This window comes from Streptomyces chromofuscus, assembly GCF_015160875.1.
Taxonomy (GTDB): domain Bacteria; phylum Actinomycetota; class Actinomycetes; order Streptomycetales; family Streptomycetaceae; genus Streptomyces; species Streptomyces chromofuscus.
In genome coordinates, this window is the sequence record NZ_CP063374.1 from 5,409,841 (window position 1) to 5,427,303 (window position 17,463).

Genomic DNA, 17,463 nt, shown 5'->3' on the forward strand with positions numbered 1-17,463 from the left:
AGAATCACACGAAATGCAGAAGAATCGTATGAACCCTGCTGATGCCGCCTCGAAAGGTGCTGAATGTGCGATCCATATGGAACGGCGCCATCTCGTTCGGCCTGGTGAGCATCCCGATCAAGCTGGTGAACGCCACCGAGAGCCACTCCATCTCGTTCCGCCAGATCCACACCGAGGACGGCGGCAGGATCCGCTACCGCAAGTTCTGCGAACTGGAGGAGCGCGAGGTCAGCGGGGCGGAGATCGGCAAGGGGTACGAGGACGCGGACGGGACGATCATCCCGATCAGCGACGAGGATCTGGCCCAGCTGCCCATCCCGACCGCCAAGACGATCGAGATCGTGGCGTTCGTGCCGGGTGACCGGATCGACCCGCTCCAGATGGACGCCGCGTACTACCTCGCGGCCGGCGGCGCCCCCGCCGCCAAGCCGTACACGCTGCTGCGCGAGGCCCTCAAGCGCAGCAACAAGGTCGCCATCGCCAAGTTCGCGCTGCGCGGCCGGGAGCGGCTGGGCATGCTGCGGGTGGTCGGCGACGCGATCGCCATGCACGGGCTGCTGTGGCCGGACGAGGTCCGCGCGCCCGAAGGCGTCGCGCCCGACGCCAACGTCACCGTCCGCGACAAGGAACTCGACCTCGCGGACGCCCTGATGGACACCCTCGGCGAGGTCGACCTGGAGGACCTGCACGACGAGTACCGCGAGGCCGTCGAGGAGGTCATCGCCGCGAAGGCGGCCGGCGAGGCGCTCCCCGAGGCTCCCGAACCCGCGGCGGGCGGCAAGGTGCTCGATCTGATGGCGGCCCTGGAGAGCAGTGTCCGGGCGGCGCGGGAGTCCCGCGGCGAGGCCCCCGCGGAGGAGGCCGAGGTCCGCCCGCTTCCCGAGCGCAAGGCCGGCCGGGCCACGCCGAAGGAACCGGCCGGCAAGAAGTCGACGGCGAAGAAGGCGGCCGCGAAGAAGACGACCGCGTCCGCGAGGAAGACGGCGTCCAGGTCGGCGCAGGGGACGCCGGAGCAGGGGACGAAGAAGGCCGCCTCCTCGAAGAGCACGGCGAAGAGCACGGCCAAGAGCACCGCGAAGAAGACGACGACGAAGAAGGCCACGCCGCGCAAGCGATCGGCGTGAGCGGGGCGGTCCGATCCGACTCCGGGTTCTGCGCGGGGGCAGCAGGAGCGGGGGGGGGGCCCGCGGGGCTGCCGGGTACTGAGGTGCGTGGGCCCGTGTTGTCTCGTCGTTGCTGAGGTGCGTGGGCTCGTGTTGTCTCGTCGTTGCTGAGGTGCGTGGGCCCGTGTTGTCCCGTCGTTGCCGAGGTGCGGGGGCTCGGCCTGCCCCGTCGATGCTCAGTCGCGTGGGCTCGTTCAGGTTCGTCGGCTGTCAGTCGCGCGGGCCCTGCCCGGGTCTCGGCTCCCGGTCCCGCGGTCCTTTGACCGGGGTGTCGGCTGCCGTCCCGCGCCCCTGACAGGGCCACCGGCTCTTAGCCGCGCGCCTTCGTCTGCCCCATCGGGTCAGCTGCGTGCCTTCGCCCGCCCCATCGCGAGTGCCGACCCCAGCACCCGGCCGCGCACCTTCGCACGCCGTCCAAGTGCCGACCTCAGCCACGTGCCCCGCCCGCCCCGCCCGCGCCCTCAGTCGCGTCCCCCCGTCCGCCCCGTCGTCAGTGCCGCGAGTTCCTCCGCCGTGCGGGGGCCGGTGGTGCTGCCGTCCAGGAGTCCCTGTCCGCGCAGGAGCGCCGCCGCCGCGACGCCCCAGGGCAGGCGCAGGCCCGCCGCCCGCAACAGTTCCGCGCGGGCCAGGTTCTCGGCAGCGGGGCCGGTGCGGACGCCGGACGGGGTGAGCAGGGCCGCGTCGTCGGCCCAGCGCAGGGCGAGGTCGACGTCGTGGGTGGCCATCACCACGGTCGTACCCCCGGCGCGCAGCCCGTCGAGGGTGGCGAGCAGCCGTTCCTGGCCGTCGGGATCCAGCCCGGCCGTCGGCTCGTCGAGGATCAGCACCCGCGGCCGCATGGCGACGGCACCCGCGATCGCGGTCCGCTTGCGCTGCCCGTACGACAGCAGGTGCGTGGGCCGGTCGGCCAGCCGGGCGACGTCCAGCGCGGTCAGCGCCTCCTCGACCCGAGCGCGCACCTCCGCGTCCGGCAGCCCGAGGTTCAGCGGCCCGAACGACACGTCCTGCGCCACCGAGGCGGCGAACAGCTGGTCGTCCGGATCCTGCACCACCAGCTGCACGGAGGTCCGCAACCGGGTCAGCCCCTTGCGGTCGTACGACACCGGCGTACCGTCCACCGTCACCACCCCGGCGTGCGGCCGGAGCCCCCCGCTGAGCAGCCGCATCAGCGTGGTCTTGCCGCTGCCGTTGCGGCCGAGCAGCGCCAGCGCACGCCCCTCGCGCACCTCGAAGTCGAGTCCGTTGAGCACGGCCGGGCCGTCCTCGTAGGCGAAGGACACCCCCCGCAGGGCGACCAGAACGGAGGACTCGCTCATGACAGCGGCCTTTCGAGGACGAAGGTGAGGGCGGCCAGCGCCGCGAACAGCGCGACGCTCAGGGCCGTGAACGGGACGGAGACGCGGGCCTCGGGCACCAGGACGCGCAGCGTGCCGTCGTACCCGCGCCCGGCGAGCCCGGCCTGCAGGCGCGCCGCCCGGTCGAAGGACCGCACGAAGGCGATGGCGCCGAGCCCGGCCAGCGACCGCCACTGGGCGGCCCGCGTGGTGTGGCCGAGGCGGGCCGCCTGGGCGTCGTGGACGCGGCGAACGGAGTCGAGGAGCAGGAAGCTCATGCGGTACGTCACCAGGGCCACGTCCACGACCGGCGCGGGCACCCCGGCGCGGACCAGCCGGGGCAGCAGGTCGGACATCGGCGTGGTGAACGCGAACAGCAGCACCCCGAGGGAGGCCGCCGAGGTGCGCAGCAGCAGCTCCCCGGCGCGCACCGCGCCACCGTCGGCGAGCCCGACGAACCCGTCCGGGCCGCCGACCCGCACCAGCAGCGGAAGCGCGCCGGTGACGCAGAAGCCCAGCGGCACCCGGTAGGCCCGCCACAGCCGCCGCCCGGGCACGCCCGCCGGGCCGAGCAGCGCGGCCAGCGCCGTCAGCAGCACCAGCACGGCCCCCGGCCAGGGCGGCAGCGAGATAGCCAGCACCGTCAGCCCCAGTCCGAGCACGGCCTTGTCCAAGGGATGGCGGCGGCGCCAGCGACTGCTGTGCGCCGCCGCGTCGATCGGCAGCATGAGGCTCAGGCCCCTTCGGCTCCGTCGTGCCCGGGCACCCCCGCGGCGCTCAGCCGCTGCTCGGCCCGCGCCTCACCCTGGCGGCGTCCGCGGCGCAGCCCGAAGTAGTACGCGAGCGCGCCCGCGCCGACCGCCGCCTGGAGGGCGAACAGGCCGGACTCGATCTCCCCGGACGGCGGCTCGTACAAGGGCGAGAACCACGGTTCGTAGTCCGGGTCCAGCTCGGTGATCGCCGTCTCCGCCTCACCGTCGGAGCCGGTGAACGGCTCCTCCTTGTGGTCACCGAGCCCGAGCGCGAGCGGCAGCACCGCCAGGGCGACGACGGCGAGCAGCAGCAGGAGGTTGATCTTCGTCCCGCGCTTCACCGGGCCACCGCCTCGGTGCCGGTCTCCTCGGTGCCGGACCCCTCGATACCGGAGCCCTCGGTGCCGGTCTCCCCGGTGCCGCTGCCGGTCTTCTTGCCGAGCAGCACGCCCAGCCGGGTCAGTTCGCCCTTGCTGGACTGCACCAGCAGCCGCATCACCAGCACCGTCAGCAGACCCTCGCTCACCGCGAGCGGGATCTGCGTGACCGCGAAGATGGCGCCGAACTTGCCGAGCGCGCCCAGGAACCCGCTGCTCGGGTCGGGGAAGGCGAGCGCCAGCTGGACGCTGGTGACGCAGTAGGTGGACAGGTCGGCGACGAACGCGCCGAAGAACACGGCGACCATCAGCGGCACGTCGTAGCGCCGCAGCAGCCGGTAGATCCCGTAGCCCGCCCAGGGCCCGGCGATCGCCATCGAGAAGACGTTGGCGCCCAGCGTGGTCAGCCCGCCGTGGGCCAGCAGCAGCGCCTGGAACAGCAGGGTGATGGTGCCCAGCACCGCCATGACCGGCGGCCGGAACAGGATGGCACCCAGGCCCGTGCCGGTGGGATGCGAGCAACTCCCGGTCACGGACGGCAGCTTTAGCGCCGACAGGACGAAGGTGAAGGCGCCCGAGGCGCCGAGGAGCAGGGTGCTCTCGGGATGTTCCCTGACCTCACGGGTGAGGGAACGGACTCCGTGGACGACGAACGGCGCGGACGCGGCACCCCAGGCGATCGCGTGCGCCGGAGGCAGAAAACCCTCGGCTATGTGCATGGCTCAGCAGACCCTCTCCAGCACCTCGTGGATGGTGTACAACGCGCCTCGGCCGGTCTCCTGGCTGACGGGTGACACCGCCCGTGCTCCGCCTTCCCGGGTCCGAGGACCCAGTGGCTGCCCGTGAGGGCCGGAGCCGGACTTCCCGATCACAGTGGCGAGGGCCGCACCGGCATCACACCGGATTTCCCGTTCACCAAGGCCTGGTGACAGTAATGCGCCCGCGGGGGTGGTGACAAGCGGCGCATCGGGGGCGCGAAGACGCTGGTCACGCCGCGCGCACCCCCAACGTCGCCGGTCGGGCCCGCTGTCCGATGGCCCGACGGGAGTTTCTCCCCGAGGGCTGACGCGGGGCCGATGCCGCCCCACACTCGGTGCACAGAGGTTCATACGAGGGGGAGCGCACGATGGACCAACCGACGTACCTCACACCCGGCTTACCGGACCCCGACCCGTACCCCGGCCCGCCGCCCCGCCACCGCCCCCGGCGGTACGACCCCTTGGCCGTCGCCCTCGGCAACGCCTCGTTGCTCGGCGTCGGTTACCTCCTGATCGGACGGCGCAAGCTCGCCGTGACGGCCGTGCTGGGCACGGTCGTCCTCGTGTCCGCGCTCGTCTCCACGGCCTCGCGGGGGTACGAGATCGCCGCGCTGGTGTGGTGGGTGGCGGTCGTCGCCCACGGGTGGTTCCTGGCGAGCCGCGGCATGCCCAGGGTCGCCTCGCGCGGGCAGCGCCTGGTCGCGCTCGCCGTCACGCTGCCGGTGCTGCTGGCGGTGGGGCTGCTGCGGTACGACGCCGCGGGCATCGGGCGCGATGTCACCGAGGCCCGCGACCGGGGCGACTGCGCCGGGGTGTTCGGCGCGCAGGACGAGGTGTGGGCCGGGCACCGTGTGGCCGACGCCCCGCTGAGTGCCCGCGGGGACGAGGTGGTCGAGGACTGCCGGCGGCTGGAGACGGCCGGGGCCCTGCTGGACAGCGGGCTGCGCGGCGACAACGACGCGCTGGAGGAGGGCTTCGGCATCCTCGGCTCGGCGCTGCGCGAGCCCGGCAACGAGCGGACCGTCCGTGCCGTCCTGGACGGATTCCTCGACGGCCTGCCCACCGACAGCCCCTGCGGCACCGTCCGGATCACCGACTGGCTCCGCGACCGCGAGCCGACCGGCGACCAGCTCGACCGCTCCGCCGACACCGCGACCCGGGTGGCGCCCGGCGCCCTCGTCGCCTGCGGTGACAGCCTCATGAAGGACAGCGACTGGGAGACGGCCAGGGCACGTTACCGGCAACTCCTCGCCGACCACCCCGACGACGACCTGCGCGGCCGGGCCCGCACGGGCGTCATCAGGGCCACGCAGGCCATCGAACTGGACAACGTCCGCGGCCTGCTGTCGGGAACGGAGGACGCACAGCCCGAGTACTGCTCCCAGCCGGCCAAGTACAGCGCCGCCAAGCCGATGGGCAAGGGCACCAACCGCGCGCTGTACTTCGGCAACACCGAGTACACGAACCAGCTCCCCGGCAGCTGGAAGGCCGGTGACGCGGCCCGAGCGGTGGCGATCGTCTGCGTGGGCGAGTCGGCCCACGGCAGCTCCGTCGAGACGTGCCCCTATGAGGCCCGTGACTCCGGCGGCATCACCTACGTGACCTTCCACAAGATCGCCATCCCGGTACGCGTCTACGAACTGCGCACCGGCAGGCTCGTCGCCAAGCGCACGATCCAGATCAGCGGCTCCAGCTGCCCGGCGCTCCTCACCTACTACACGTACGGCACCTACGACTCCCCACCGAAGGACCAGTACGTCACCGAGTCCAAGTCCGATGTGCGCAACGCGTTCAGACCACTCATCAGCAGGTGACGGACGGCCCGGCGGACGGAGAGGGGGCCACTGGCCGGCAGTGGCCCCCTGCCCGCACCGCGGCGGGGCCGTCGTAACCAACCTCCGCCCGGGGCCCGCTCCTGCCGGAGTCCACTGTCAGTCCCCCGTACCGCGGCTGCCGTTCCGCGGTCGCGCGCCAGTCCACCACCGCAGGATGTTCGCCCTGTTCAGGGCCCGGGATGGACGAGCGACCGGCTCGGCCCCTGGGACGGCAACGAGGCCGACCGCACCGGGCGGCGGGGGAGTGGCGGGTCCGCTTCTTCCATACGTGGATCGACTGGGCGGGCGACGACGAACTGGCCTCGACCGACCAGGGGCGCTTCGACCGCCGGGTGGCGGGCGCCTGGCGCGAGGCACCGCTCACCGACGTGCCCCCGCTGGTGTTCAGCGAGGCGATGCGCGACGTGGACCTCTTCGTCGGCGTCACCTCGATCGCCGCCGACCTCGACCGGACCGACGGCGGCCCCGAGCGCGGGTACGGGAACCGTGCCGGGTTCGCCGAGCTGACCGAGAACGCCGAGGCACGCCGCGAGGCGCTGGACCGCATCCTGCCGCGCCTCCAGATCGCCGACCGGTGCAAGCTCGACGGCCGCTTCCTGACCGTGCGCGGCGACCTGCGCGCGTACAAGATCCACCTGGGCTCGGCGAGCATCCTGACGGGACCGGACGACAGCTACCTGTGCGTCGTCCCGGCAGGCCGCTCGGGACGGGGCAAGGTCTTCCTCCCGCTCGAGGACGACCGCCTGTCGCTGATCCTGAGCAAGGCGTTCCTACTGGCCGCCGACACGGAGATCGCGGACGAGTCCATCGTCGCGCAGATCGAGCGGGGCGCCTGACGGCGGAGTAGGACCTGATGGGCGTACCGCACGGGTGACCGCACGGGACCCTGACACAGCACGGGACCCTGACGAGCCATCGGCCCACGAGGAGAGCAACCGCCGGAAAAGCCCCTTTTGTCACGAACTCGCCCTCCGTGACGTCACGAAGGCGCCCCGACCTCTGGCGACTGCCGCCCAGCGTGCGCTGACCTGCCGAAGTGACCGCCTACCCCCACCTCGGGAGCAGCCCAGGACTCCCCTGCACGCCCCACGGGCAACAGGGGTCTTCCGTTTTTCCCGCCGGAGGCGTAGGTTCCGTTTACCCCGCGACGGCGCCTCCCGAGGCGCTGGCCCGCCTCATCCGGAGGGCGGGCCGCGCGGGGGCCAAATCTGTAGGGCCCTGCTGTGCCCCGGTACTTGGGCGGGTCGGTCGAGGGAGGACGCAGGCCCGCTGAGGCCTGGACGCCAGGTGCCTTCGACGAGAGAGGCGACCAAGGCGGGCGTCGGCAGCGCACTGTCTCCGTTCACCCCTGGGTCGGTGGCCGCCCCCTCTTCTCCGCATCCACACGCCGATTGGCGATCACGACATCGCAAGCAGCCTCACCGGCAAGGCGATCGCGAGCACCCGATGACAGCAGGTGAGGCGGCGTCTCGGCGTGTGGAAGGAAATTTCTTCGTAGGGCTGTATGGCGGTCCGGGTCGGTCGACGGCCGTAAGGGTGCGAGCAGTTGAGCGGAGACCGAGACGGAGTGCGGTGATTCGTGGACGGTCATACCGAGGCGAACCTGAGGGCGCTGGCCGGGGCGCGGTCCTTCGAGCGTGGGGTCGACTACGTCGACGCGGTGTCCGGGATCGAGGTCGGTGACGACTGGATCAGAGCGTCGGTCCATGGCACGGAGCGCTACGAGGTCGAGCTGACCCTGGGCGGGCGCGGGGGGCCGGCGGGCGCCTGCGACTGCCCGTACGGCCAGGAAGGCAACTTCTGCAAGCACCTGGTCGCGCTCGGTCTGACCGTTCTGGCTCAGAAGGCCGACCTCCCCCGGCAGCGGAGGGCGGCCCGGGACCGGGCGCGGGGCCTTGAGGACTGGCTCTCCGGTCTGTCGCGGGGCGAACTGCTCACCCTCGTGCGGGACGAGGCCGCCAAGGACCGGAATGTGCGGCGCCGCCTGGAGCTGCGGGCGGCGAGCGCCAGGGGCGACTTGGCCTGGTTTCGGTCACGTGTCCGTGAATTGCTTGATATCGGCCCGTTCACCCGGTACGGCTACGTCGAGTACGCCGACGCCCGCGCCTACGCGGACCAGGCCGGGCAGGCGGTGTCCGCGATCCGGTCGCTGACCGGTTCGGGCAGGGCGGCAGCCGCGACGGTCCTGGCGCGAGAGGCGATCGGGCTGCTGGCCGGGGTCGTGGAGAGCGTCGACGACTCCGACGGATGGCTCGGGCAGATCGGTGCCGACCTCGCCGGGGTCCATTACGACGCTTGTCACGAGGCCCGCCCCGACCCCGAGGAGCTCGCGCACTGGCTGGTCGCACACGCGCTCGATGACGCGGCCGACCTGACCGGCATCGACCCGCTCGACTACCACGACCTGCTCGGCGACCGACCGGGGGATGACCGCCCTGCGCCGGCGCGCGGTCGAGGCGTGGAAGTTCCACCGCACCGGCTGGGCCGAGAAACACCTGGTGCAGCGCCTCGCCAAGGCGGGAGGGGACATCGACATGGTGATCGCCCTGCACGCCGAGGACCTTGCGCCGAACGGCCACACCCACCTGGTCATCGCCCAGGAACTGAACACCGCCGACCGCCCCGCCGAAGCACTGGAATGGGCCGAGCGCGGCATCCGGGACGTCGAAGACCTCGCCACCGTCGACACCGCTCTGGTCGACCACCTCGCCGACCGCTACGCACGGACCGGTCGCCTCGCCGACGCCGTCGCCCTGCGACGGGACCACTTCGCCGCGCGCCGCACCCTGCTCACCTACCGACAACTCCGCGCCGCGGCCCAGGCGAACGGATGCTGGCCGGCCGAGCGTGAGAACGCGCTGTCCCTGCTGCGTGTCGACGCGGGACGGAAGGGCACCCACGGCGGCTCCGCCCTGGTCGACGTCCTGCTCGACGACAAGGACATCGACGCGGCCTGGCAGGCAGCCGTCGAAACCGGTGCCCACGACAGCCAGTGGCTCACCCTCGCCGACGAGTACCGTGCCGCCCGCCCCGCCGAGGCTCTCCCCGTCTACCTCCGCCTGGCCGACCCGCTCACTCGCCAAACCGGAAACGCCACTTACGAACAGCTCGTCAGCCTGCTGCTGAGCATCCGCGACTGCCACCACCGCCTGGGCACCCCGGACGCGTTCACGGCCTACGCCGCCAACCTGCGCGCCACCCAGAGGCGCAAGCGGAACCTGATGCGACTGATGGACGAACACGACCTGTGAGACCTGTGGGCTGCCCGTGCCCGCCCGCGCGGCCGTGTTACGGCTGTATGGGTGGGTCGGCCTGTCGCCGATCCAGGCGCCCACCGCACCTCGTTGCCGTGCTCCGCGAGCACCTGGACACACGAGGCACGGCTGACAACGGGCGACGGTTCTGAGCGAGAAGGGATCGGTCGTTCCGTCCTGGACGTACTCACGCGTGTGGCAGGAAGCTCGGTCCGAGGTGGCCGAGCTCCCCGGCAACAGCGCCAATCGGCGTATCGAGGACCTGCTGCGCGACTACCGTACCGGCCATTTCCTGTGGGTCCGGCCGCACATCAGCCGACCGCGATGCCCAAGCAGCTGCTCCTCTCCACGGAGGAGCAGCTGTCCACGGCCGGTCTAGCAGGAGGAGCGGGAGTCGATGCGGATGGCGGTGATGCGGCCGCTGGAGCTCATGCTGCCATTGGGCTCGATGCAGTGGGTCCCGTAGCTGTCCAGGACGTAGGCCACGTCGTCGTTGCGGGTGTTGACCACGGCGTAGTACGACTGGGGGTTGCTCAGGTACTGCCAGTACGACGTCACTTGCTGGAAGCGTCCGACGATCGGCGAGGTGACGCTGGTGTCGTCGTAGATGCACACTTGCGGATAGATACATCCGTAGGCGGAGTCGGCGTGTGCGGCCGGGGCGACGGCGAGTCCAAGCAGCAGCGCACCGGCGGCGGCCACGAGGTGGGATCTGCGGGACAGGTTCTTCACGGACACTCCTGGGACGTCGTCCGGCCGGCCCCGGCAGGAGCCGGACGAGGATCATGGCTTGACCCTGGCGTGAGCATGCCGTGCGGTCTCTTCAACCGGTAGATCGTTTTCGGCCTACGGGACGTCTGAAAAGCATGTGGGGCGGCAAGTCGCTTTGCCCATACGGTCCCGGCGAGGCATCGGTGAATCGAGCTGTCCGATGGGCGGTGACGGTCTGCGGGCTGTGTCCGCCGGAACGGTGCCGTATCGAGCACGGTCTCGCCTGCCTGGCACAACCTCTGCCGGGTCTGTGTGGCCGTGGTGGACGACCCTGCGAGAAGAGAACGCGCGCCAGGCGCAACGACAGAGCACCCCGGAACCGCCTCCGCCTCCTGAGGAGCGGCCCCACGCCGACTGAGGGGCACCTCGGAAATGCCGGGGCTGGCCGAGGGCAGATGTTCCAAAACCCTGTCCACGAAGAGCCACAGACCCCGTCCTCGGGCCGCTCGGTGCTGCGTACGCCTGCACATGCGCGAAGACCCCGTTCTCAGTGTTTCCGCTGGTGACGGGGTCTTTGAGCGCCTCATGCAGGGTGCCCCCGGCGGGGCGCTCGGAGCATGGGCAGCGGGTGGACCAGCTGGGGGAGCGGGCAGCTGGTGATCGAGACGGCTGTTCGGCTGAATCGGTAGGTCGGCGGTGATGGACCGCAGGTTCGGGTCCCGGCAGGAGCCGCAAGCGAGGGATGGCCGTGCCGGACCGCCTGTGACCTGCTGGATTCTCTGGTTGGACCGACGCCGGCGCATCTGCCCGAGGCCCGGAATCGTGTGGGCGCGCCTGTCCGTGCTTCCGACGGGTTCAACGGTGTCACGCCGGCACGGGAAGCGAGCTACCATCTAAGTAAGATGCAATCTACGTAATATGGATACTGTGTCTGCTGTGAGGGCCTGTGGAATTCAAAGGGAGGGTGGCTGACCTGGCTCTGCTGGCTCGACAGCTGGGCCTGGTGATCGAGGGCGCGGGTGCCACCCGTGGGCGCGCCGTGATCATGACCGGGCGGCGCCGGGTGGGGAAGTCTCGCCTGGTCCAGGAGTTCTGTGACCGGTCCCGGGTTCCGTACGTGGTCTTCCAGGCGACCCGGGGCCGCAATGCCGTGGCCGAGCGGGCGGACTTCACTGGGGCGATCGCCCAGTCCGCCCTACCGGGGGCGGAGCTGGTGGCCGGGCTGCAGGCCGCGGATTGGAATCAGGCGCTGCGTTCACTGGCCGTCGCGGTTCCGGACGACGTCCCGAGCATCGCGGTGATCGACGAGGTGCCGTGGCTGGTTGAGCAGGACGCGGAGTTCGAGGGGGCTCTGCAGACCGTCTGGGACCGTCACCTGTCCGCCAAGCCGGTCCTGCTCATCCTGGTCGGCAGCGACATGTCGGTGATGGAGGCGCTGCAGTCGTATGGCCGCCCGTTCTTCGGGCGGGCGGCGAAGATGACCGTACGGCCGCTGCACCTGGGCGATGTGCAGGCCATGACCGGGCTGGATGCGGCGGACGCGGTGGACGCGCTGCTGATCACGGGAGGCTTTCCGGAAATCGTCCAGTCGTGGCGGCCCGGGATGGGCCGGGCGGACTTCCTGCGCGAGGCCGTGGCGAATCCGCTGTCTCCGCTCCTGGTGGCGGGCGAGCTGTCGCTGCTGGGGGAGTTCCCCGGGGCGTCGCACTCGCGGGCGGTGCTGGAGGCAGTGGGCAGCGGCGAGCGGACCTTCTCCACCATCGCTGCACAGGCCGGGGGAACAGGTGCCCTGCCATCGGGCACGCTGTCCCCGCTGCTGAACACCCTGCAGGCCAAGCGGGTTCTCGCGGCCGACCTGCCGCTGTCCGCAAAGGCCGACACCAAGAACAAGCGCTACCGCATCGCCGATCCGTATCTCCGTTTCTGGCTGGCCTTCCTGCAGCGGGGCATCCCGCTCATCGAGCGCGGCCGGGGCGATCTTGCCCTGGAGCGCATCGAGCGGTCCTGGACCACCTGGCGGGGGCGCGCGGTCGAGCCGCTCATTCGCGAGTCGCTGCTGCGGCTGTTGCCCGACGAGCGATGGCCGGAGACAGAGGCGGTCGGCGGCTGGTGGAACCGGCAGAACAACCCCGAGATCGACCTGGTCGGCACCGACCGTGAACCCGTGGCGGGCGCAGTGCACTTCGTCGGCTCCATCAAGTGGCTGGAGTCCCAGCCGTTCGGCCGGCGCGAATACGACGCCCTGGCTCGGGACGTACTCGCGGTGCCCGGAGCCGGGCGGGACACCCCGCTGGTCGCGGTGTCCCGCAGCAGTGTCGTCGGCAGTCTGCCGCTTGCGGCCCACTGGGGGCCTGAAGATCTGGTCCGCGCCTGGCAGTAGCGGAGAGATGGTGAGGCGTGGGGTACGTGGCTCAGGACGCCCAGTGCCGGTAGGCCTCCACCCAGGCCCACCCCCCAGGCGCGGGTTCGGGCAGCGGTAGGTCGGGGAGGCCGATCGCCCGACGGTGTCGACCGCGTCTTCTCTCGCCTATTGCGAGCTGTTGCTTCCAATGTCAGTGCGTGCTTCTGATCCGTGCTGGCGCCTGAGGTGACGGTGATCGATGAAGCGGCCGCTGCCTGGCGGGACTGTGCGCGCCGTAGAGCGTCACCGGATCGCTTCCGGACTCCAAGCCGTGCGCCCGATCCGCAGCGTCGGCGGCTCGGGAGAGCTCGTGGGAGACGGCGGCCAGGCCGCCGAGAGGCTGTGGGCGCGAAAGGCGGCAGCGATATCGCCGAGCCCGGCATCAGAAGCAACCGGGCCGCGGCCGGCGGAGCCCGTGGAGCGCGTGGGCCAGCCGCTGTCGGTCACCGCCGACAACAGCTCGCTGACGAGCGGGAGCGAGCCGGAGGCGGTGCTGCTGGTGGTCTCCGAGTTGTTCGCCAACGCCGTGTGGCATGCCGGCGGAGTGACCGGTTTCCGGCTGGAGGCGAAGCCGGGGGCGAAGACGCTGGCGGTGGCGGTGGCGGTGGACTACGCCAGCACCCTCCCACCGCGGCCCCGCCCGCTGGATCCCGGACGCCGGGCGGGTTCGGCTGGCATCCGGTGCAGGAGGCCTCGGCCGATGTGCAGGTGAAGGTCCATGCCGGGGCAAGACGGTGACCACGACCGTCCGATGCCCCACGGGAGTCAGGCCGCAGCCGCCGCTGCGAGGAGAAGCATGCCGGGGTGTTGATGGCCGGACGTCAGCGCTCAGGGGCTGCGCCCGTGGAGGCAGGGGTGCCAAGGCGGTTGATGTCGGGGCTGTGGAGGACGTGGGGGCCGTGCCCGTCGAGTCCCACGACGGCGATCATGGCGCGTCCCAGGTGCTCGGTCGTCGTCGTGTGCCCGGGTGCCAGCCGGTGCAGGAGGGGGTAGAGCCACGAGGTGAGCCGGTAGAGCCGGCGGTAGGCCGCGGTTCGGGAGACGGCGCCGCGCTGGGGGCGAATGTATCCGGGCCTGAACAGGTAGGCGTGAAAGGGCATCGCCAGCAGTGCGTTCTCGGTACGGCCCTTGACCCTGGCCCACATCGAGCGGCCGGCCTCCGTGCTGTCGGTCCCCTCTCCTGACACGTAGGTGAAGGTCAGGGAGGGGTTGTACGCACTCACCGCCCGTGCGGCGGCCAGCGTGTAGTCGTACGTGATGCGGGTGTACTCCGCCTCGCTGCGGCCCGCCGCGGAGACGCCGAGGCAGAAGAAGCAGCCATCCAGCCCCTCGAACTCGCCCTGGATCGCCGTGAAATCGGTGAAGACCGTGTGCACGACCTCGCGGACCTTCGGATGGCGCAGGTTCAGCGGTGTGCGCCCGACGACCAGGATGTCGCCCACTCGCGGGTCGTTGAGGCAGGCGTCGAGCACGCCGTGCCCCACCATGCCGGACGCTCCGAAGACGGCCACACGCATGCTCATCCCTCCGCCCGGGCCAGGGTGCCGGCGATCAGGGTGGCCAGCATCTCTTCCAGAGTGGCGGTGAAGTCCATACGCAGGGCTGCGAGCGAGGGGTCCGCCTCGTAGGCGGCGAGCATGGACGCGGAGGGCCGGGCGTGCGTCCACACCGCGCCAGTCACCATGACGGCCTGCGCGCACAAACCGTCGGCCCGGTCGCCCAGTTCGGGCAGATGACGGCGGGCCAGGGCGGCCAGAGCGGCGACGTTGCCGAGGGCGGAACGCTTGTAGCGGGCGGCCACCTCGGCGGAGACGTTGTGTTCCAGAACGCCGGCCTGGGCACTGAGCAGGTCGCACAGCACGCGGTGCTGCGCGAGGGAACGGGTCAGGACGGCGGCGAATGCCTGAGTGCGCTCGCGCACCGGGGCGTCCGGGGTGATCACGGCGTCCAGCTGCGCGGGGAGCTCATCCGTCCACTGCCGCCGGTGGTGGTCCAGGAGTTCCAGAAGGATGGCCTCGCGCGATTCGAAGTACCGCAGCACGTTGGACTTGGCCAGGCCCACGCGCCTGCTCAGCTCGTTCAGGCTGACCGCGCTGACCGGCATCTCCTCGAGCATCGCCGTCGCGGTGTCGAGGATCGCCTGCTGCCGGATCTCGCGCTGTTCCTCGCTGCGCGCCCTCTGGAAAGTCGCCATGCGCCCATCTTACAGACTGCCGGTCTTTTGACATAAGACCGCCGGTCTCTTACCTTGGAGGAACAAGAGACCGACGGTCTGCTACTTCGGGGTCGTCGGCAGTACGCACCATCCAGCACGTGAAAGAGGTCCACCGTCATGAGCGTTTCCAGCGTCGCCCTGGTCACCGGAGCCACCACCGGCATCGGCAAGGAGACCAGCCTGGCCCTGGCCCGCGCCGGCCACGCCGTCGTCGTCTCCGGCCGCCGCAAGGAGGCGGGAGAAGCCGTCGCCCGCGAGATCCGCGACAACGGCGGCCAGGCCGCCTTCATCGCCGCCGACGTCAACACCGAAGAGGGAGTCGCCGCCCTGGTCGCGGCCACCGTCGAGCGCTTCGGCCGGCTCGATGTCGCCGTCAACAACGCCGGCGTCTCCCTCGACACCGGCCGTCTGGCGGACGAGCCCACCAGCCGCTTCCAACAGATGCTCACCACGAACGTGCTCGGCGTCTTCTGGGGCATGAAGTACCAGATCCAGCAGATGCTGGCTCAGCACAACCCCGGCGGCGCCATCATCAACCTGGCCTCGATCGCCGGCCTGGGTGGCATGCGCTACGCGGCCAACTACTCCGCCACCAAGCACGCCGTGGTCGGCCTGACCAAGTCCGCTGCGCTGGAGTACGCCACGGACAGCATCCGCATCAACGGCGTCGCCCCCGCCGCGATCAAGACCGACATCCTCAGCACCGCCATCGAGGCCGGCACCTGGGACGAGGCCACCATCGCCGCCCTCCAGCCGGTCAACCGCATGGGCCGCCCCACCGAGGTCGCCGACGCCATCACCTGGCTCGCCTCCCCGCAGGCGTCCTTCGTCACCGGAACCATCCTCAACGTCGACGGCGGCTACAAGGCCCAGTAAGACACCCGCTGCCACCACCGGCCAACAAGCCACTCCTCATGATGTCGGCGTACACGTGAACTTCAGCTCGTACGCCGACACGGAGCGCGTCAGGTGATGCTGGTGGGGAGGCTCCGGACGGGACTGCGCTGGGTGTCGTTGTCGGTGCGCCGGTCCAGCTCGGTTCGGAGTTCGTGGATGACCTGGGCATAGACGGCGACGCGCTCGCGAAGCCGGTCGTTGTCCTCCCGCAGCGTGCGGGCGGCGGCTTCGGCGTCCACTGCGCGGGCGTGCAGGTGCTGGAACGCGGGTGGGACGCCGTTCGCCTCGGACTTTCGCCGGGCGAATTCTTCTTTCAGGTCGACGTGCTTGTGGGTGAGGACCCAACGTTTGACACCTGCCTCGGCGGCGAGTTGAGCGTGGTGAGCGCCCCAGTGGACCGGTGCCGGCCTGCTCGACCGTTTCGGGCTGAGGTACTCACTGGAGCTCTACGGCGAAGACGACGACCTGGTCCGCGAGATCCATGCTTGATCCGTCGTCTGCTGTGGAGTGTGGTCAACGTCCACGGCGTGATACGTGAGGCTTGATCATTCCTCCCGGAGGGCCTCTACCCTGTGGCGAGCATTTGGGCAGATGAGGGGCGGGATGTGGTGGAGATGACGGTCCGACGGCGGGTGCTGGGGCTTGTGGTGGCCGCGGGCGTTTTCATGGTCGCCGGGGCGGTCGGCTGGTGGTCCAGCCGATCAGGTGGACTGCTCGTTGTGGCACAAGTGCTCTACCACCCGGTGCTGATCGGCTTGTTGGTCGTGGCTGCTCTGACCGCCGCTGTGATCGTCGGCGTACGAAACCTCCTCTTCCGGAGCCTGGTTTTCGTGGCGGCGGTCCTCATCGGGCTCCTCGCGGTACCGATCTCGCTTTTCGCCAGCACGGGGCGCGAGGAGACGATGGACGAAGCGGCGCCCGATCGCTCCGACCGGCATCTTGTGGTGGAGGAAGGGGCGGCGATGATCGACTCGATCTGGTGGGTCTACGTCGACGAGGGGTCCGGGCTGACCAAGCGCCGTTGGCACGTCGGCTACTTCAACGGGGCCTCCTCCAACGTGCTGGACGAGGCTTCGTGGGTGGGGCCGGATCGGGTACGCCTGGTCACCCGGGACGAAGGGGGCGCAGAGGTCCACCTCGTCGATCTCACCCCCGAGAGCGGTGAGCCTTTGCGCACGCTGTCGAGGGGGTAGGAGTCGCTTCGCCCTCGTAGCGGTGATGCTGGCGTGGCCGGCTGGCTGGCGAGGACACGGTGCTCTCCACGCTTCAGCGACTCAAGCCACCTGCGAGGCCCCGGATGGGTTCGGGGGCCTTGCTCTTACTGGGACTGACCTGCGGCGATGTACCGAGATGCCGTCCACAGCTCGTCCACAGACTCTGACATAGGCCCGCTTGCGGCGGCATGCGTCTGCGCATACGCGAAGACCCCGTCCTCAGCGTTCTCGCTGATGGCGGGGTCTTTAGGCACTTCGTCTGAAGTGCCCCCGGCAGGATTCGAACCTGCGCACACGGCTCCGGAGGGCCCTTCCTGATACGGAAACTCCGCAGGTCACAGGTGTACGGACGGAGGGTGGACGGTTCCGTGTCCACGTATGGTCCACAGCCCCGCGTGGGTGCTCGTTGCGCTCATCGGACGACAGGGGTCGTCACCTCGGCCGTCCTGGCTCGGCATACGCAAGCTGCATGAAGTCGTGACCATGAAGTCGAGGAAAGGACGCCCGAGGCAGGGCGGGCTCGGGCCGGGGGCGCGGTGTGGTGGTACAGGG

General features: G+C 70.7%; 15 protein-coding genes, 1 pseudogene and 1 riboswitch. Of the genes and pseudogenes, 8 read left to right on the plus strand and 8 right to left on the minus strand.

What is annotated here, in order from left to right; translation table 11 throughout:
* Positions 1-65: 65 nt before the first annotated feature.
* A complete protein-coding gene (gene ku, locus IPT68_RS24510) occupies positions 66-1,124 on the plus strand; it encodes a non-homologous end joining protein Ku (protein WP_444545029.1) in 1,059 nt (352 codons plus the stop codon).
* A gap of 500 nt (positions 1,125-1,624) precedes the next feature.
* Here ku and IPT68_RS24515 read toward each other — a convergent pair whose 3' ends face one another.
* Genes IPT68_RS24515 through IPT68_RS24530 form a run of 4 tightly spaced genes read right to left on the minus strand, consistent with a single transcriptional unit; the run spans position 1,625 to position 4,345 of the window.
* Positions 1,625-2,479, minus strand: a complete 855-nt coding sequence (locus IPT68_RS24515; RefSeq protein WP_189696524.1) for an energy-coupling factor ABC transporter ATP-binding protein — start codon at positions 2,477-2,479, stop codon at positions 1,625-1,627.
* Positions 2,476-3,225: a cobalt ECF transporter T component CbiQ gene (cbiQ, locus tag IPT68_RS24520; RefSeq protein ID WP_189696525.1), complete on the minus strand. Its 750-nt coding sequence runs from the start codon at positions 3,223-3,225 to the stop codon at positions 2,476-2,478. Before cbiQ ends, IPT68_RS24515 begins: the two co-directional genes overlap by 4 nt.
* 5 nt (positions 3,226-3,230) lie before the next feature.
* Positions 3,231-3,590, minus strand: a complete 360-nt coding sequence (locus IPT68_RS24525) for an energy-coupling factor ABC transporter substrate-binding protein (protein WP_189696526.1) — start codon at positions 3,588-3,590, stop codon at positions 3,231-3,233.
* The gene (locus IPT68_RS24530) at positions 3,587-4,345 is read right to left on the minus strand and encodes an energy-coupling factor ABC transporter permease (RefSeq protein WP_228039847.1); all 759 of its coding nucleotides are present in this window, start codon (positions 4,343-4,345) and stop codon (positions 3,587-3,589) included. Before IPT68_RS24530 ends, IPT68_RS24525 begins: the two co-directional genes overlap by 4 nt.
* A gap of 33 nt (positions 4,346-4,378) precedes the next feature.
* A riboswitch (cobalamin riboswitch) is annotated at positions 4,379-4,561 on the minus strand.
* 191 nt (positions 4,562-4,752) lie between these two features.
* On the opposite strand from IPT68_RS24530, the gene IPT68_RS24535 reads away from it, so the two are divergent.
* From IPT68_RS24535 to IPT68_RS24545, 3 genes and pseudogenes are all read left to right on the plus strand, one after another.
* Entirely contained in the window at positions 4,753-6,198 is a 1,446-nt protein-coding gene (locus tag IPT68_RS24535; RefSeq protein ID WP_189696527.1) for a tetratricopeptide repeat protein, read from the plus strand.
* A gap of 200 nt (positions 6,199-6,398) precedes the next feature.
* Positions 6,399-7,055 carry a DUF7737 domain-containing protein gene (locus tag IPT68_RS24540; RefSeq protein WP_189696528.1) on the plus strand — a complete coding sequence of 219 codons (657 nt, stop codon included), beginning with the start codon at positions 6,399-6,401 and terminating at the stop codon, positions 7,053-7,055.
* Between the two features lie 743 nt (positions 7,056-7,798).
* Positions 7,799-9,470: pseudogene (locus IPT68_RS24545) on the plus strand (SWIM zinc finger family protein).
* Positions 9,471-9,848: 378 nt separating this feature from the next.
* Here the strand turns inward: IPT68_RS24545 and IPT68_RS24550 are convergent.
* Positions 9,849-10,205 carry a hypothetical protein gene (locus tag IPT68_RS24550; RefSeq protein ID WP_189696529.1) on the minus strand — a complete coding sequence of 119 codons (357 nt, stop codon included), beginning with the start codon at positions 10,203-10,205 and terminating at the stop codon, positions 9,849-9,851.
* A 925-nt stretch (positions 10,206-11,130) separates the two neighbouring features.
* On the opposite strand from IPT68_RS24550, the gene IPT68_RS24555 reads away from it, so the two are divergent.
* Both IPT68_RS24555 and IPT68_RS24560 read left to right on the plus strand, forming a co-directional pair.
* A complete protein-coding gene (locus tag IPT68_RS24555) occupies positions 11,131-12,564 on the plus strand; it encodes an ATP-binding protein (protein WP_189696530.1) in 1,434 nt (477 codons plus the stop codon).
* Positions 12,565-13,009: 445 nt separating this feature from the next.
* Positions 13,010-13,297, plus strand: a complete 288-nt coding sequence (locus tag IPT68_RS24560; protein WP_189696531.1) for an ATP-binding protein — start codon at positions 13,010-13,012, stop codon at positions 13,295-13,297.
* Between the two features lie 109 nt (positions 13,298-13,406).
* On the opposite strand, the gene IPT68_RS24565 is transcribed toward IPT68_RS24560, so the two are convergent.
* Together IPT68_RS24565 and IPT68_RS24570 are read right to left on the minus strand one after the other, a co-directional pair.
* A complete protein-coding gene (locus tag IPT68_RS24565) occupies positions 13,407-14,108 on the minus strand; it encodes a Rossmann-fold NAD(P)-binding domain-containing protein (RefSeq protein ID WP_228039849.1) in 702 nt (233 codons plus the stop codon).
* Positions 14,105-14,779, minus strand: coding sequence for a TetR/AcrR family transcriptional regulator (locus IPT68_RS24570; RefSeq protein ID WP_189696532.1), 675 nt, complete (start codon positions 14,777-14,779; stop codon positions 14,105-14,107). The genes IPT68_RS24565 and IPT68_RS24570 overlap by 4 nt, the downstream gene beginning before the upstream one ends.
* A 138-nt stretch (positions 14,780-14,917) precedes the next feature.
* Between IPT68_RS24570 and IPT68_RS24575 the strand changes: the two genes are divergently transcribed.
* Positions 14,918-15,676 (plus strand): SDR family NAD(P)-dependent oxidoreductase, encoded by a 759-nt coding sequence (locus tag IPT68_RS24575; protein WP_189696533.1) that lies wholly within the window; start codon positions 14,918-14,920, stop codon positions 15,674-15,676.
* An 89-nt stretch (positions 15,677-15,765) separates the two neighbouring features.
* Here the strand turns inward: IPT68_RS24575 and IPT68_RS34240 are convergent, their stop codons facing one another.
* Positions 15,766-15,936 carry a hypothetical protein gene (locus IPT68_RS34240; RefSeq protein ID WP_228039851.1) on the minus strand — a complete coding sequence of 57 codons (171 nt, stop codon included), beginning with the start codon at positions 15,934-15,936 and terminating at the stop codon, positions 15,766-15,768.
* A 366-nt stretch (positions 15,937-16,302) separates the two neighbouring features.
* Here IPT68_RS34240 and IPT68_RS24585 point away from each other — a divergent pair, with 366 nt between their 5' ends.
* Positions 16,303-16,890, plus strand: coding sequence for a hypothetical protein (locus IPT68_RS24585; RefSeq protein ID WP_189696534.1), 588 nt, complete (start codon positions 16,303-16,305; stop codon positions 16,888-16,890).
* Positions 16,891-17,463: the final 573 nt, after the last annotated feature.

Excerpts from the sequence above, each read along its gene's own strand:
- IPT68_RS24515 (WP_189696524.1), bottom strand. The coding sequence starts at position 2,479 with ATGAGCGAGTCCTCCGTTCTGGTCGCCCTGCGGGGGGTGTCCTTCGCC.
- cbiQ (WP_189696525.1), bottom strand. The coding sequence starts at position 3,225 with ATGCTGCCGATCGACGCGGCGGCGCACAGCAGTCGCTGGCGCCGCCGC.
- IPT68_RS24530 (WP_228039847.1), bottom strand. The coding sequence starts at position 4,345 with ATGCACATAGCCGAGGGTTTTCTGCCTCCGGCGCACGCGATCGCCTGG.
- IPT68_RS24535 (WP_189696527.1), top strand. The coding sequence starts at position 4,753 with ATGGACCAACCGACGTACCTCACACCCGGCTTACCGGACCCCGACCCG.
- IPT68_RS24540 (WP_189696528.1), top strand. The coding sequence starts at position 6,399 with ATGGACGAGCGACCGGCTCGGCCCCTGGGACGGCAACGAGGCCGACCG.
- IPT68_RS24565 (WP_228039849.1), bottom strand. The coding sequence starts at position 14,108 with ATGAGCATGCGTGTGGCCGTCTTCGGAGCGTCCGGCATGGTGGGGCAC.
- IPT68_RS24570 (WP_189696532.1), bottom strand. The coding sequence starts at position 14,779 with ATGGCGACTTTCCAGAGGGCGCGCAGCGAGGAACAGCGCGAGATCCGG.
- IPT68_RS24575 (WP_189696533.1), top strand. The coding sequence starts at position 14,918 with ATGAGCGTTTCCAGCGTCGCCCTGGTCACCGGAGCCACCACCGGCATC.